Origin of the sequence: Streptomyces sp. NPDC057617 (assembly GCF_042800555.1) — a bacterium.
Taxonomy (GTDB): Bacteria; Actinomycetota; Actinomycetes; order Streptomycetales; family Streptomycetaceae; genus Streptomyces.
In genome coordinates, this window is sequence record NZ_JBHVGV010000004.1 from 174,926 (window position 1) to 188,560 (window position 13,635).

18 protein-coding genes are annotated in these 13,635 nt (G+C 67.5%); 11 read left to right on the forward strand and 7 right to left on the reverse strand.

Annotation, left to right across the window (positions count from 1 at the left end; all coding sequences use genetic code 11):
• Positions 1-19: 19 nt before the first annotated feature.
• Together ACFU9P_RS12330 and ACFU9P_RS12335 are read left to right on the forward strand one after the other, a co-directional pair.
• Complete coding sequence (locus ACFU9P_RS12330) at positions 20-868, forward strand: DUF317 domain-containing protein (RefSeq protein WP_384079256.1); 849 nt, start codon at positions 20-22, stop codon at positions 866-868.
• 20 nt (positions 869-888) lie between these two features.
• Positions 889-1,746 carry a DUF317 domain-containing protein gene (locus tag ACFU9P_RS12335; protein ID WP_384079259.1) on the forward strand — a complete coding sequence of 286 codons (858 nt, stop codon included), beginning with the start codon at positions 889-891 and terminating at the stop codon, positions 1,744-1,746.
• Positions 1,747-1,924: 178 nt separating this feature from the next.
• Here ACFU9P_RS12335 and ACFU9P_RS12340 read toward each other — a convergent pair whose 3' ends face one another.
• Positions 1,925-2,743 (reverse strand): helix-turn-helix domain-containing protein, encoded by an 819-nt coding sequence (locus ACFU9P_RS12340; RefSeq protein ID WP_384079262.1) that lies wholly within the window; start codon positions 2,741-2,743, stop codon positions 1,925-1,927.
• 937 nt (positions 2,744-3,680) lie between these two features.
• Here ACFU9P_RS12340 and ACFU9P_RS12345 point away from each other — a divergent pair.
• Both ACFU9P_RS12345 and ACFU9P_RS12350 read left to right on the forward strand, forming a co-directional pair.
• Positions 3,681-3,860: a DUF397 domain-containing protein gene (locus ACFU9P_RS12345; protein ID WP_384079265.1), complete on the forward strand. Its 180-nt coding sequence runs from the start codon at positions 3,681-3,683 to the stop codon at positions 3,858-3,860.
• 337 nt (positions 3,861-4,197) lie between these two features.
• Positions 4,198-5,037, forward strand: a complete 840-nt coding sequence (locus ACFU9P_RS12350; RefSeq protein ID WP_384079268.1) for an SAM-dependent methyltransferase — start codon at positions 4,198-4,200, stop codon at positions 5,035-5,037.
• Between the two features lie 63 nt (positions 5,038-5,100).
• Here ACFU9P_RS12350 and ACFU9P_RS12355 read toward each other — a convergent pair whose 3' ends face one another.
• Positions 5,101-5,940, reverse strand: a complete 840-nt coding sequence (locus tag ACFU9P_RS12355) for a helix-turn-helix domain-containing protein (RefSeq protein WP_384079271.1) — start codon at positions 5,938-5,940, stop codon at positions 5,101-5,103.
• Between the two features lie 547 nt (positions 5,941-6,487).
• The gene (locus tag ACFU9P_RS12360) at positions 6,488-7,189 is read right to left on the reverse strand and encodes an HNH endonuclease (protein ID WP_384079275.1); all 702 of its coding nucleotides are present in this window, start codon (positions 7,187-7,189) and stop codon (positions 6,488-6,490) included.
• Between the two features lie 390 nt (positions 7,190-7,579).
• Between ACFU9P_RS12360 and ACFU9P_RS12365 the strand changes: the two genes are divergently transcribed.
• The 5 genes from ACFU9P_RS12365 (at position 7,580) to ACFU9P_RS12385 (ending at position 9,366) form a co-directional block, all read left to right on the forward strand.
• The gene (locus ACFU9P_RS12365) at positions 7,580-7,912 is read left to right on the forward strand and encodes a DUF317 domain-containing protein (RefSeq protein ID WP_384079278.1); all 333 of its coding nucleotides are present in this window, start codon (positions 7,580-7,582) and stop codon (positions 7,910-7,912) included.
• A 63-nt stretch (positions 7,913-7,975) separates the two neighbouring features.
• Entirely contained in the window at positions 7,976-8,335 is a 360-nt protein-coding gene (locus tag ACFU9P_RS12370) for a hypothetical protein (protein ID WP_384079281.1), read from the forward strand.
• 70 nt (positions 8,336-8,405) lie between these two features.
• Positions 8,406-8,681 carry a hypothetical protein gene (locus ACFU9P_RS12375; RefSeq protein ID WP_384079283.1) on the forward strand — a complete coding sequence of 92 codons (276 nt, stop codon included), beginning with the start codon at positions 8,406-8,408 and terminating at the stop codon, positions 8,679-8,681.
• Between the two features lie 50 nt (positions 8,682-8,731).
• Positions 8,732-8,944, forward strand: coding sequence for a hypothetical protein (locus tag ACFU9P_RS12380; RefSeq protein ID WP_384079287.1), 213 nt, complete (start codon positions 8,732-8,734; stop codon positions 8,942-8,944).
• A gap of 92 nt (positions 8,945-9,036) precedes the next feature.
• Positions 9,037-9,366: an esterase gene (locus tag ACFU9P_RS12385; protein WP_384079290.1), complete on the forward strand. Its 330-nt coding sequence runs from the start codon at positions 9,037-9,039 to the stop codon at positions 9,364-9,366.
• 163 nt (positions 9,367-9,529) lie between these two features.
• Here the strand turns inward: ACFU9P_RS12385 and ACFU9P_RS12390 are convergent, their stop codons facing one another.
• On the reverse strand, positions 9,530-9,691 hold the full coding sequence (locus ACFU9P_RS12390; protein WP_384079293.1) for a hypothetical protein: 162 nt from the start codon (positions 9,689-9,691) through the stop codon (positions 9,530-9,532).
• Between the two features lie 41 nt (positions 9,692-9,732).
• On the opposite strand from ACFU9P_RS12390, the gene ACFU9P_RS12395 reads away from it, so the two are divergent.
• Positions 9,733-9,963, forward strand: a complete 231-nt coding sequence (locus ACFU9P_RS12395; RefSeq protein WP_384079296.1) for a hypothetical protein — start codon at positions 9,733-9,735, stop codon at positions 9,961-9,963.
• A gap of 63 nt (positions 9,964-10,026) precedes the next feature.
• On the opposite strand, the gene ACFU9P_RS12400 is transcribed toward ACFU9P_RS12395, so the two are convergent.
• Positions 10,027-10,482, reverse strand: coding sequence for a hypothetical protein (locus tag ACFU9P_RS12400; RefSeq protein WP_384079299.1), 456 nt, complete (start codon positions 10,480-10,482; stop codon positions 10,027-10,029).
• 338 nt (positions 10,483-10,820) lie between these two features.
• On the opposite strand from ACFU9P_RS12400, the gene ACFU9P_RS12405 reads away from it, so the two are divergent.
• Entirely contained in the window at positions 10,821-11,291 is a 471-nt protein-coding gene (locus ACFU9P_RS12405) for a hypothetical protein (RefSeq protein WP_384079301.1), read from the forward strand.
• A 122-nt stretch (positions 11,292-11,413) separates the two neighbouring features.
• On the opposite strand, the gene ACFU9P_RS12410 is transcribed toward ACFU9P_RS12405, so the two are convergent.
• The gene (locus ACFU9P_RS12410; protein WP_384079304.1) at positions 11,414-13,162 is read right to left on the reverse strand and encodes a relaxase/mobilization nuclease domain-containing protein; all 1,749 of its coding nucleotides are present in this window, start codon (positions 13,160-13,162) and stop codon (positions 11,414-11,416) included.
• The gene (locus ACFU9P_RS12415; RefSeq protein ID WP_384079307.1) at positions 13,163-13,621 is read right to left on the reverse strand and encodes a MobC family plasmid mobilization relaxosome protein; all 459 of its coding nucleotides are present in this window, start codon (positions 13,619-13,621) and stop codon (positions 13,163-13,165) included.
• Between the last annotated feature and the right edge of the window lie 14 nt (positions 13,622-13,635).

Sequence of the window (13,635 nt, forward strand, 5' to 3'; positions counted from 1 at the left end):
CCCGCCAGGAACCCTCACCATGAGCCCCCTCCCGTTGGGCGAACCCTCTCCCGACACCGACATGCTGGTCTTCCCCGTCTACCTCGCCGGACGCGGAGATACCACCACCATCCACGCCCCGTTGTCCGCCGCCCACGGCTGGGGCACCGTGAACACCACCACTGGGCTGATGTTCACCAGTCCGCGGGGGGACGCGCTGGTGGCCTCGGTTCCCGAAAGCCGGTACGGGGGCTGGAAGATCGTCCAGTACCGCGAGCCGCTCGGCATGCCCGTCTGGTCCGCCAGCTTCAGCCAGAACACCCCGGCCGAGATCACCGCGGCCTTCACCCGCGCCCTCGCCACAGGGCTGCCCAGCAACCACCGCGACTTCCTCCACGGCGGCCCCCACCACCGGCCCGCCAGCCCCGCCCGCACCCTCGCCGACCGCGGCTGGCACACCGAGGACACCGCCTCCTACCTGTACCAGTACGCGCCGGACGGGCACGCCTACTTCCGCCTGCACAAGGACCACCTCGACCACTACACCGAGCTGGAAGGCGGGGGACCCGCGCAGTGGACGATGTACGGCTGCGTGGAGCGCGTCAACGGCGAACGCTGGCACGCCGACTTCACCAGCACCACCCCCCTCTACCTCGTAGAGCAAGCCGTGCTTGCGCTCAGCAGCACCGACCCCGTCGAGCGCCCGCTCCACGCCATCCCCGAGCGGAACCTCCCCTACATCACCGCCCGGCCGGCCAACGCGGGCCCCGATCCACGCCGGTCCGCCGCTCTCGCCCGCACAACCAACGCCCCGCACAGCGGCCCTGCCGCACCCGCCGCCCAGCCTGCCGGCAACACGCCCGCGCCCGCGCCGCCGCACCGCCGCTGACCGCCCCCTCCGGAGACACCGTGCCGCACAACCAAGACCCCGAACCGTGGCGCGAGTACCACATCACCCCCTGCTACCTGGCCGGATCGACCTACACCGCGGGTCCCGCCCTCCGGCCCCTCCTCGACCTGGGCTGGAAGCTGACCCGCGACGAGCTGGCCAATGTGTACGTCGCTTCCCCGGACCACACCGTCCGCCTGGGCTACCTCCCCGAAGGCGAAGACGCCACCCTCTGGAAGATCACCGCGTACTCCGACCCCTTCGCCACGCCCCGCTGGCTCGTCACCTTCCAGAACAGCACCCCCACCGAAATCGTCGCCGGCTTCACCACCGCGCTCGCCACCGCCTACACCGACGGCCCCGACTCCTACCTCTACTACGGCAACGACACCCTCGCGGCCCTCGACGTCGGCACGCCCCTCGCAGCAGCGGGCTGGAGCCACCGCTACGGAACCACCGACGTCTCCTTCCACTCCCCCGACGGACTCGCCGAAGTCCACCTGCGCCGCCACCGCCTCGACCACCATGCCGAAATGACCGGGCACCAAGAACGATGGCTCATGCAGGCCGGCCCTCCCGGTGACCGGTGGTACGCCACCGCCTCCTCCTTCACCCCCGAAGGCCTCGTCGCCGCGATGAACACCGCCCTCACCGACCCGGCACCCGTCATCCGCTACGGCTACGACGTACGCCACCTTCCCCCACAGGCCACCGCCACCCCGGTCAAACCACCAGTCCCGACACCACTGGACGTACGCCGCGCCCAAGCCGCCAGCGCCCGCACCACCGTGCCCCCGCCCGCCAGCGCACGGCCCGTCATCCCGGCCCCGCGCCAGCCGTCAGCTCCGCAAAGCTCGCGCCCAGAACACAGCCGCTGACCACCATCCCTGCTTTACGCGCCGCAGAAGCCGTTGTGCCCGCCGCCACTGGCCTCAAGTAGCACACATCAGTGGTCGGAGGCGTCGGTCAAAACCCGCGCCATCTGCGCATCCGTCCGGCTCCTGCCAGCAGGACCACTGCTTCTCGGGCCCTAGATGTGATCCGTTGGAAAGTCCGCTAGCGATCACCCCTAAGTGCCCTCGGGCGGTCGAACCGGCAGATGGAGGAATTCTCCTGACGGCTCTTTTCGTCTTCCCACACCTTTCGCAGGATCAGCGGGTCAGCTCCGCAAATACGCGCAATGCTTTCAGTAACGCGCCAGTTAGGGAATTGTTCGCCAGCCAAGATGTGGGACATCTGGGAAAGCGAGAGGCCAGCGCTGGAGGCAAGTTCCTCAAGGGGAATATGCGAGAAACGTTGCACATGCGCGAGGACGGACCCCAGTTGACATCTGACTGGGCGATTGCACGAGCTGCGAGAATCACCATCCCCAGTCGCCTTGTACCTTTCGCTTTCAGTCTGCGTTGGCTGTGTGACTTCCGGATCCTGCAGGGCTTGCCGGATCTCGTGAGCAATGTGGATCAGACGATCCGTGAGCGCCTCTACTGACAGACGAAAGTGCATAGCTTGCTCGGCGAGAGTTTGCACAGGTGCGTCGGCCTGGGAGGCCACCTGTACAAGGTGGTTGACCTGAACCAGTGCATGTTCAGCTACTTCTCGCATGGCGGTGTCGGCCATTGCCGGAGCGGGAGCGATTACCGAACAGGCCGCTTGGCTTTTCCAATGAGCCGCCTGGCCGTAAGAGGCAATGCAGTCATTGGGCAAGCCAGAAAAGGCGCTCTTTCGCGGGAGTGGCTCGTTGGCGTGACCAGAACGGAACGTGACGCGCATATGCGAGATGTCCTTCCTCGGAAGCTCGATGGCGGATATGCGGCAACGAGGGCTGCGCTCGTTGCCGCATATCCGATGGATCGGCGCTGCCGCTTCGCTGGCCATCACGCGGAGCGGCAGTGGTGGTCGGGAGCCGCATCTTGGCGCCCCCGACCGTTATTCACGCGCCGTTCGGGGCTCCACGGGTACTGAGCCAGATGGTGAGGGCGGACAGGACCATGGCCGCCAGGAAGGTCATCGGGTCCGGGGGCGTCTGCGGGCCCGGGTAAGGCGCAGCACCGCAGACATGCGCCGCCATAAGCGCGTTGACGGCACAGGCGCCCCATGTGGTGTTTCGGGTGCGGCTGCTAGCCTGCCGATCAGGGTGGCGTTTGCGTTTGCCGCCTCGGCGGGCGGGGGATGTCGCCATTGCGACTCCTTCTGTCGTAGAGACGCAGAGCCCTGGCACCGGGCTCCACAACCTGAGGAGCCAGGGCTCTGCGGCTGAACCGAATAACTCAGTCAGCGGGCACTGAGAGTAGGCCGGTGCTCTACCGGCTGCCACCGCTCCTGGACCGTTTCCCTCCGCCCCGCGAGCGCTGGACGCCCTGAACAGCGGTGCGCCTACCGGCTTCTCTGTGAGAGCGCCCGCAGTTTGCGGAGCTGCTGAGCGTCCGGGCTGTTTCCGAAAATCGCATCATCTTCGCTGTTTCCGCAGGTGAGATGCCCGGTGGCACCGTCATCCGGTTGTCGAACGAATATGCCTCAGGTAACTGATGCGTTGCGCGCGCCCTCGTGAGTGCGCCGGCGCGAAGTCCGTGAAGAAAAAGGCTCCCGGCGCGCACTTGCATGCCTGGCTGCTGCTGCCGCACAGAGAAAGATGCTTCATACAGGTTCAGGGACCGCCTTGACGGGTCATCCTTCAAATGACTATCGGGATGCAATTGCACCCAGAGCCAACGGGGTACTGGCAGCAAGCGCAGAGGAGCTGATGATGACGGGGGAATCCGGAACGATCTCAGGCGTCACGAAGGGACGCGCTGAACAGTCAGCAGCCGTCCCGGTGACGGCCTGGCGAAAGAGTTCTTACAGCAACCACAATGGCGCCTGCGTCGAGGTCGCCGCTCGTGGTCCCAAGGCCATCGCCTTCCGTGACTCCAAGGTCCCGGACGGGCCTGTCCTGGGGTTCATGCGTGACGACGCCTCGGCGTTCATCACGGCCGTGGCCATCGGGGACTTGTAGTTCGCCGAACGGTTGACGGAAGTTGGCCGTCCTGGATCCGCCAGACAAGAGGTGATGCATGCCTGCCGGGCGTGCATCACCTCGCCTTGTGCACGCCGGTGAGCGCGTCCGCCAAGGCAAGGGACGGGGCGAGATCAGCAGGCTGACATCACCCTGTTCGCACTGGTGCCCCCGGACTCACGCCTCAAAGGTCGTGCGGGGCGAATGGCGGTCGAGGGGTGGACACGCGGTTGTTCTGACGGGTACTCAGTGACCATGATGCAAGTGCATCTGTTGCATCCAACTCACCTCAGAGTTGGCTTGCACAGATGCGACATGCTTGCGAATAGGGGATGGCGTGGAAGATGACAGGACTAAGTACCCGCAAACGGGCAGCGGGGACGGGGAGTTACAGCAGGACCGGCCTCACAGCGCCCGGATGTACGACTACTACCTGGGCGGGAAAACCAACTACGCGGTTGATCGGGAAGCGGCACAGGAAGTCACCCGCCACTTTCCCGGCATCAGCACAGTGGCGCGGGTGAACCGCGCCTTCATGCACCGATCAGCGCGCTATCTGGCCAGCCAGTGCGGGATCCGTCAGTTCATCGACATCGGGACCGGGATTCCGACTGCTCCCAACCTGCACGAAGTGGCCCAGGAAGCGGCCCCGGACGCGCGGGTCGTCTATGTGGACAGTGACCCGATTGTGCTTGTGTATGCAGACGGACTTCTCAACAGCTCACCACAAGGCGCCACTACCTATGTCGAAGGGGACGTGACCGACCCCGGCTCGGTGCTCGCGGCGATAGAGGAGTCTGGCTACCTGGACCTGAACCGCCCGGTCGGCCTGAGTCTTCACGCCCTGCTGCACTTCGTTCCGGACGACCGTGATCCGTACGGCATAGTGCGAACGTTGCTGAACCGGTTGGCGCCGGGTTCCTACCTGAGCCTTTCGCATTGCACCCCAGACTTCGACCCCGCGGCATGGGCGGCGATCGTGAACGTCTACACCGCCGCCGGCACTCCGACACAGGTACGCAGTCGGGCCGAAGTGCTCCGCTTCTTCGACGGGCTGACGCTGACCGACCCGGGGCTTGTCGTAGCGCATCGCTGGCGCCCGGAGGCCGCCAGTGGGCCAAGTCTCGTGACTGACACCCAGGTATCCCTGTACGCCGGAGTGGCACAGAAGCCATAGCGCCCAACCGGCAGCGCCCGGTCAGACACGGGCAGATCGGGCGCTGCCTGCGCGGAAAAGGGGCTAGAACGCGCTCCTCAGGTCACGCAGACGCTGGGCAGAACCCTTGTGGCTCAGCGATGCTTTCTGCAGACGGTCGAAGCCCTTGACCCGCCGGTCCACCTGCTCCTCTTCCTGCAGAATAAAAGCACCGTCGAACTGCTCGGTATAGACAATGCTGGGGAGCAACATGTCCTCGAAGTCAAAGATGGTAGTCGACCCCAGCACCACCGGCAGATTGGGTTTGCGTAGTTCCGCGATACGCATGACGTAGCGCGAGTGCTGCTCCGTCAGCGCGATCAAGTGGTCGAGTTGCCTGCGCATAATCCCGCTGTCGCCGAAAGGCCGGATGAGCGTCACTTCATCGATCACGGAGATCAGCCTCTTGGGCGGCGCCCCCTCAAACCGCAGTCGACGATGCTGCCTCAGATCCACAAGCCGCTCGACCTCCCGGCGGGACGTAGCCTCCCGCCCCGACAGGATCACAGCTCGCGCGTACTCCTCGGTCTGCAGCAGACCCGGTAGCTGCGCTGGCTCGTATGTGCGGATCCGCTGCGCCATCTCCTCGAAGCTCACGAAGGTCTGTAGCTGTTTCGTCGCGACATCCGACCAGTCCTGCCACCAAGGACGCTGGTTGGCGTGTTCGAGCAGCTCCATCAGGTTGTGCCGTTCCGCAGCGTCGCTGACGCCGTAAAAGTCCAGCAAACTACTGATGTCCCTGGCCTTGTAGACGTGCTGCCCCGTCTCAAGCCGGCTGATCTTGGATCCGGAGGCCCCGATGTGCCTGCCGGCATCCACGACGGATATGCCTAACCCTTCACGGAGTTCCCGCAGGTGACTCCCCAAAACCATGCGCTGCGCCATGGGAGCCGCTTCGGCATGCAGGTGCCTGACTCGTCGTTGAGCCGGGGACGGACGAGGGTCAGTCACAAAATCTCCTTGGATCGAGACAACGGCTCCTATCAGAGCGTTACCTATCGTGCACCATGCGTGCGCTCACTCACGCCAGAGCCGGACAACTGACCGAGTTGTAGCGATGAGCACCACTCATGAGTTTTGATACTGACATGCCACATTTGCCGACGGCAAACCAGAGACGCAACAACAATGGATCATGTTGCGCATCCGGGCAGAGGTCACAGAGGCAGCAACGGTCACCTGGGAGCTGCACCGGCCGGCGGCCGACCGCTGCGGTTCCAACCTGACGCCCGGAATCCTTGTCTGGTCCGCGGTGATCCAAACGAGTCTGCCAGGTGCGTGCGTCGTCCCCCGGGGGACCAAAGACGCGCCACGGGCAGGAGCTACAGGCGAAGTCGGACCGGCATCGATTCCCCAGTCGGGCCTGACCCGGTATGCCTCCGTCAAGCGATGCTGGCCAGAGGAGTGAACCGAGGCGGGCTTCGCCCCGCCGCTACGGCTCGCGTTCAAGTGCCCGCCGGATGAGCATGGCAGTGAAGTCACCCCCCGACATGCCTTTGGCGAAGGCTAACTTCAAGAATGCCGAGTATTGATCATCCGTGAGGATCACCGCCTCCACGCTTCGCGCCTGGGGGTGGCGCCACCCGCAGCAGATGTGGCGGGCGCACACGTCAGCGGCCCACGTACGGACGTTGGGAGTGGACCACGGCAGATGCGGGTAGCCGGACAGTTCCTTGCGGCACGAGTCAAGGTGCTCCAGCATCTCCGCCTTGTTCTTGTGGCGTGCTTGTCCGTAGTGGTGGCGGAACCAATCCCTTCGACCGCTCTCGCGGATCTCGCGACGTACGCGCTCGGTACGGGCCTCGAACCCGTGGAACATGAGGAGGGGCATCCGACGCGTATCGAAGCCCACGGTCGGCTGAGCACGGTGGAGCTTTTGATCGATGAGCCACTCAACTGGCGTCCGGTTGCGCTTCCAGTCGTTACAGGGCTTGCACGCAGGCAGGAAGTTCCACCAGATATCGGCTCCGTTGTCCGCGACGGGGTCTTCGTGATCAAGAGTTGTCGACGGGCTGGCATTGCAGTAAGTACACAAGCCCTTGTTCGCCGTGAGCCCCATCAGCCACACATACGTAGCCTGCTTGACCCGGCTACCACGCAGCACGCTCGCATCTACCACCATCGCAACCTCCACCGCTCCCTTTTTGAGGAGAGGGAGGCTAGCGCCCGCCACTGACAATGTGCGCTGACCTGCTCACTTGCAGTGATCAACAGCGTTGGCCACTAGCAGTGGAGCGATGCCGGCGGTCCCTTGAGTAGGTAGTGATGGCTTCGCTCCGTCACGGTGAACTCCAAGCCAGCTCCCACTGCTCCTGATCAGGAATGAGCTGGGTTGCGCGCATGCGGGCTCCAGGGGGGCCGACCGCCCGCCCCAGCGTTTCCCCGCGCCTCCACGCGCCCTTTGACGACCGGTTCGCCCACGGCAGACACCTAGCCCCGGGAAACGACTACGTACATCGGCGCACCGCATGTCAACGTACGGACGTCGGGAAAACCCGCAGGTCAACGAAGGGACCGTCTCACCGTGAACACCTCCAGCACGCTCCTGCCTGACGTCGTCCTCCCTGCCGTGGAGGACCGTGCGTGGCTCTCCAGCGACCACTGCGCGGGCCCTGTCCTCGACGGGTGGGCCGTTGTGGACACCCCGGAGGCCAATGTGCACTGCACCAGCCCGGACCGGCGCGTCTACGTCGGCTGGCTGCCCGAGGACCCGGCCGCGTGGAAGCGCGACATCGTCTGGCAGGTCCGGGTGGCCCCCGTCGAAGGAGAGCCCTGGGTCCAGGAGTTCGGCCCCGACACCCCTTCCGAGGCCGTCGCCGGATTTCTCGCCGCCCTTGCCGCCAGTCCTCGTCGCTGACATCCCCCGCCAGCCCGGCTCCCTGCCGGGCGGCTGTTCCTCATCGCTTATCGGAAGGATCCCGTGAAGCTCGCGTTCGACCTCAACAGGCTTCCTGGGCCCGCCATCGCGGGCCTCGGCCTCATCAGCACGGTCAACACCGCGCCGGACACCCTCACCTTCGTGCTCAGCCTCGCGGTCACCGCCAGCGGCACACTCCTCACCCTCGACGACGTACGGGAGGACTCCCTGCGCCGCGACGCACGGATCGTCGCCCACCTCGCCAAGACCCCTGGTGCCCGGACGCGCCAGATCGGCCGGGCTCTGGAACTCCGCGACCGGCCAGTCGGCAGATCTCTCACCCGCCTGGTCAAGGACGGCCTGGTGGTGCTGGAGACCGAGAACGAAACGCTCCCGATGCGCTCCTACCGGCTGTCCGACTGACCCCGCCCCACCTGCCCGCCGGTCCGGACGTCGAGCCGACCGGCCCCCACCCGACCTGGAGGAACACCCGTTGCCATACCGTGCTCCGCTGACCAACCACCACGCCGACGACTCGATCTGCCCGCCCGAGCACAAGCACACCGTCACCGGCAAACCACGTCACCCCGAGTGTCCCGGCCGCTTCTACTCCCAGGCTGTGTGCTCCTGCGGTGCCTGGGAGATCAAGCACCCCGGCAAGGGCTACGTCAACGAATGCCGCAGACGACACCTCGACACCCACCAGAAGCAGGAGGACGGCCCCGGCCCGGACGTGCTGCGCAACCTACTCCGCCTCGACCCGCAGTAACACCGCGCCGGCACGTCCGTCCTGCCCGCCCCCGCTCTCCGGAGGTTCCCGTGCCGCAATACCTAACCGTCGGCCACCTCATCCGCCAGCTCCAGACCGTGGACCCCGGCCTGCCCGTCCGGCTCGCCGTCAACCCCGACTGGCCCTTCACCCACTTCATCGCCACCGACGTCATCGAACGCGACGGCATGGTCTTCATCGCCGAGGACGGCCAGGAGGGATATCTCCCCACCCCCGTCCGCGACGCCCTCAACTGGACCTGACCCGTCGCGCCGACCCCGACCAGGAGACCCGTATCCCGCCGCCACACCGGCCTTCAACTCCGCACCCGCTGCACGGTTTCGCTCTGCGGCCCATGCCGCCGGGCGTATGCGGGGCGCTCGTCCACCGCGTCTGCGCCGTCCCCGACGGCCCGTTCGAGATCACCTGGCTCCCGGCAGACGCCCCGAGTCTCCCTCCCGGCCGCATCCGCCTGCACTGGGAACCCGCCTCCGCCGCAGGCTGGAACATCACCGCCCACCTGGGCCTGCCCACCACCGAGGTCCTCCTCGCCACCTGGCCCAACGCCCCCGACACCTGGCCACGCCTGGTCCGCCCCACCCTTTACGAGGTGACCGGCCTGTGTGCCGCCCTCGGGGTGGCCACCGCCGCCCTGGGCCTCGCCAACCATCTCGCCGAGACTTGACCGGCACCGTACAAGGCCGCCCCGCGCCGACCGGCACGGGGCGGCCCTCGCCGTATCCCCAGCCACTCGGACGGTGCGTACGCTCAACGCAGGCTGAAGGAGGAGACGATGGCCGACGAACAGCCACTCTAGGGAAACCCGGAGGTCGCCGCCCACCTGGGCATCAGCGTCCGGCCGCCCGCAGCCGCAAAAGCCGGGGAACCCTGCCCGTACCCGACGACACCAGCGTGGCCGACCGGCCCCGTTGGGGGCCCGCCACCTTCCAGAGCTGGAAGCCGCTCGGCCGGGGATTCCGCGCGGCCTCCACGGCACGGAGAAGTCTCATTCCGGCTGATCTCCATCCCGGTCACCCGTAGGCTCGCGCTCATGAACGACTCACCGATGCCGTCCCCGCCGTTCCCCTCACCCGACAGCACCGTGCTCCGCGTGATCGTCGGCAACGCCATCGCATCGGTCGAGACCGGCGAGGCCACCGTGCACGAGGCGATCCTTAACGCCGCCGTCCACGGCTGGTACGAGGGCCACATCCAGGGCGAAGACAACTGCCCCGGCTGCGACTTCCGGGGCCAGCTCCCCAAGAACAGCAACCGCGGCTGACCGCCCTACAGAACAGAGGGGTGTCACCGCCATGCGGTGGCACCCCTCTGTGTTCGGTGAGGTTCATGACCCAGGCTCGTCGCTCGCCCACTCCAGGTAGGTGCCAGCGAACGCGCCGTCGAACCCCATGGCGATCAGGCCCTGCTCGACGCTGGGATAGATGGTCCGCTGCGGGGTGGCGATCATGGCGTCGTAGTCGGCGCGGGTGATCTCGGGCTCCAGCCACTGGTTGCTGCAGCGGCAGCGGACCCAGACGTGGCGTCCCTGGTTGATCAGGAGCCAGTCCCGTCGTGCACGGCAGGCTGAGCACCTCACGGGGATCCCGCGCAAGGCCAGCTCCTGCGGGTGGGTGAGACAGCGGGCGCCGCTGGGGCCGTCGGGCGGCTGCGTCTCGTACCGGAGCTGCAGCAGTGGATCGTCGGCGAGGGGGATGGAGGGCAGGGAGGGGGTCGGCTCTACGGTGCGGTCGGTCAATCTGGGCACGAGCGTCATCTCCCGGTCGAGGGCCTTCTCGTTCATCCATAACAGCCGGTGAATCCGGTTGTCCAGAGGTTTACTGCAGTCCGGTCGGCCGGGGTCCGGTGAGCCGGTTTGTGACATCGAAGTTGGACCGGTCGAGAAGCTGCGGGCCAGCAGGGAGGGCCGGGTGGTGACCCCCAACACGCCCTGCTACTTGGGGCGCCGACAAAACTGATGCTGTGCACCGATGGAAGGTGGTCTGACATCACAGCCGCCGGTTTGCCGACGGCCAGCTCCTCTCCTCCTCCACCGCCAACTCCCTCACCCTGCCACCTCGTAGTGGTGAATCAGAGGGGAAAGGCCGCCGCCGTTTCCGCAAGTCCGCTAGAAGAAGCCGTATGACAATAGGAGACGACCCGTGGATGGTCGATGCGGTGTGGCGGGCGGCCGACCTGACGCGGGCCTACCTCGCCCAGGACCGCGCCCGGGTAGCGGACGGCCTCACAGATCTGGACACCGGCCGACTGGAGCGCGTCCTGGCCTGGCTGATCCTCACCCACGACGACCTCTTCGACACTCTGGGGGAGCCGTCCATGTCAGTGCGCGAGGTCAAAGCGGTGGCGGCCCTGGCACCACCGGAGACCGAGTTCGCGACGACGACGGCCCTGCACCGAGTCGCCGCAGAGGAGACGGGGCTCACCAAAGCAGTGGAGAGCCTGGCACCGCTGGACCGCGTCCACGCCATCGCGATCTGCACCGTGGTCATGCAGTTGGAAGCATTCGGCCGCACCACCGCCCTGGAGCAGCTCGATAAAGAGACGGCAGAGTACGAGCGGATGGGCCACCCCAGGCCCTACACGATCACCTGACTGCACAGGCTCTGCTCCGGAGCGGAGTAGAGCCTGTGCAGTCAGGGCAGTCCAGCTTCGATGGCAATCGGTCCAGATTCGCTGGCACCGGTCGGCCGGGCGCCAGCCTGCCACACCGCTGGTCAGCGGCGCGGCGGCCGGTTGCGCGGGTCCGGTGGGGCGGGCCGAGCCGTAGTCGCAGAGGTGGGTCGTACGCCGGTCCGGTTGGCCGGGGCATTGGGGCTGCCGGTGCCGGATGTGGAGCGGCTGGTGTCTCCCGGGTGTGCGGGGAGGTGGGCGAGTCGGCGCAGTCGCCAGACCAGGACGTCGTTCACGTCCTCGGCCGTGTCCAGTTCGCGCAGGGCGACGGCCTTCCGCAGGAGGGTCTCGGGGTCGTGCCCGGCCTGTTCGGCCTGGGCGAGGGTGGCGGCGAGAGCGTAGTGGGTCGGCTCGGCCCCTGCACGGGTTCCGGGGTCGGGCAGGGCAGCCCGGATGGCGGCTTCATACCGTCGGCGTTCGGGTTCGGGCAGGGTGTGGCCTTGGTCGCGCAGGGTTCGCATGGGTGCGGTGGCGGCCTGGCGGTAGGCGGCACGCAGGTGCTCGGCGGCCTGCCGGGAGGCAGCGGCCTGCTGGGCGTGGCCGCGGGCGGAGTGCCAGCGGACGGCGGCGATAGTGACGAGGACCAGGGTCGACAGGAGCATGGCGGTGGCGCCGCCGTCCTCGCCTCGGCCGAGTGCGCCGCCGGCCTGGATGATGCCCCGGGCCGCCGAGCGGATGGCTCGGGTGTCGGCTTGTTCGGCGCGGATGTGGCTGCGGGTGGCGCGTTCGAAGGCGCGGGCAGCGGCGCCCAGTTCGGCGCGGGTCGCTGCCGGGGAGGTCTGGGCGAGGGCGTCGAGGAGTTCGCCGACGCCGACGAGCTGACCGGCAGCTTCGTCGTCGTCCTCGTCCAGTGCTGTCGCGGCGCGCTCGGCGATAGTGGTGGCCCGGCGCCGCTGGTGTGCGGGCGCAGACCAGTCCCTACGGGCCTCGCCCGCATCATCCTGCATGACGGGTTCGGGCGTACCGTCGGCCAGGCGGCGGCGGATCTTCGGCAGGGACAGGTCGGGGGCGAGGGTGGAACCCGGGAACCAGACGGGTTCGCGGTCGCGGTTGCGGTCACCGGGCAGCGCGACGCTGTAGCCAAGGACATCGCCGGACGGCGCGTGCCGCAGCTTGACGCGCACACCCGCCTCACGGAGCCGGGTGAAGAACTCCCCTTCGCCGGCCGCGCCTGCAAGGGACTGGCGGACTGCTGTGCGCAGTGTCTCGCGCGAGGTCTCGGGGCGGCCGGTGCGCTCGGCTTTGAAGCGTTCAGCGCTGGTGGGTGCCTTGGCCGCGGTGCCGTCGCCGGGCTGGAGCCGTCGCAGGCCCATCTCCTGTTCGATGCGGCGGCATTCGGCCTGGGCCTTCTTGAAGTCGTAGTTCATCCTAGGGCGGCGCAGGTCGCCTCGGACCATGGTGGCCAGGATGTGGATGTGGTCGTCCGCGTGGCGTACGGCGACCCAGCGGCAGCCGTCCGGATCGCCTTCAGGAGCGAGGTTCACGGCCTGGACCAGGCGACGGGCGACGGTGTTCCACTCATCGTCGCTCAAGAGCCGGTCACCGGGATCGGTACGGACCGAACAGTGCCAGACATGCTGGGCCGGAGCCCTGATGCCGGCCTGCTTGACCCGCAGGTCCAACGCGGCGGCGAGACGGGCGAGGGTCGCCTCGGGGTCGCGGCCGGGGTCGGGCGCGAAGCCGTCCCAACTCCCCACGAGGTGAGGGTCGGTGTGCTCGTCGCGCTTTCCGGGCCCGTACAGGTAGGCGAGCAGACCGTGGGTGCGCGAGCCGCGCCGGATCTTGGGAACCATCTACAGCCGCTTCTTCACCAGGAAGTCGGCCGCGTCATCAACGCGGGCGAGGACGCGGGTCAAGGCCGTGAGCGCGTGGTCGAGTTCGCCGGGACGGGGTTGTCCTCCGGCGTTGTGGACGTGGGCGATCTGGTTCATGTTGTTGCCGATGCGGGACAGGGCGGTGCGCAGGGCGGCCAGCTCGTCGACGGCGGCGTCGAGCTGCTCGTTGGTCTGCGTGGCGGTCGTACCGCGGGCGGCGGCGAGTCCGGCGGCGGCGAGGAAACGGGCGACGGTGACGGCACGTTGTTGGGCGGCAGCGGTGATCTCGCTCTTCTCGGTGTCGGAGAGGCGGGTGGTCGTCTTGTGCGTGCGCTCGGTCGGGTTGCGGGCGCGGCGGCGGGGCGCGCGGTCGGGGAAGGCGGGCGGCGTCGGGGGCGGCTGCTGGCGCGGTGCGCGGTCGGCTGCTTCTCCCTCCACGGCCGGCGCCCCCT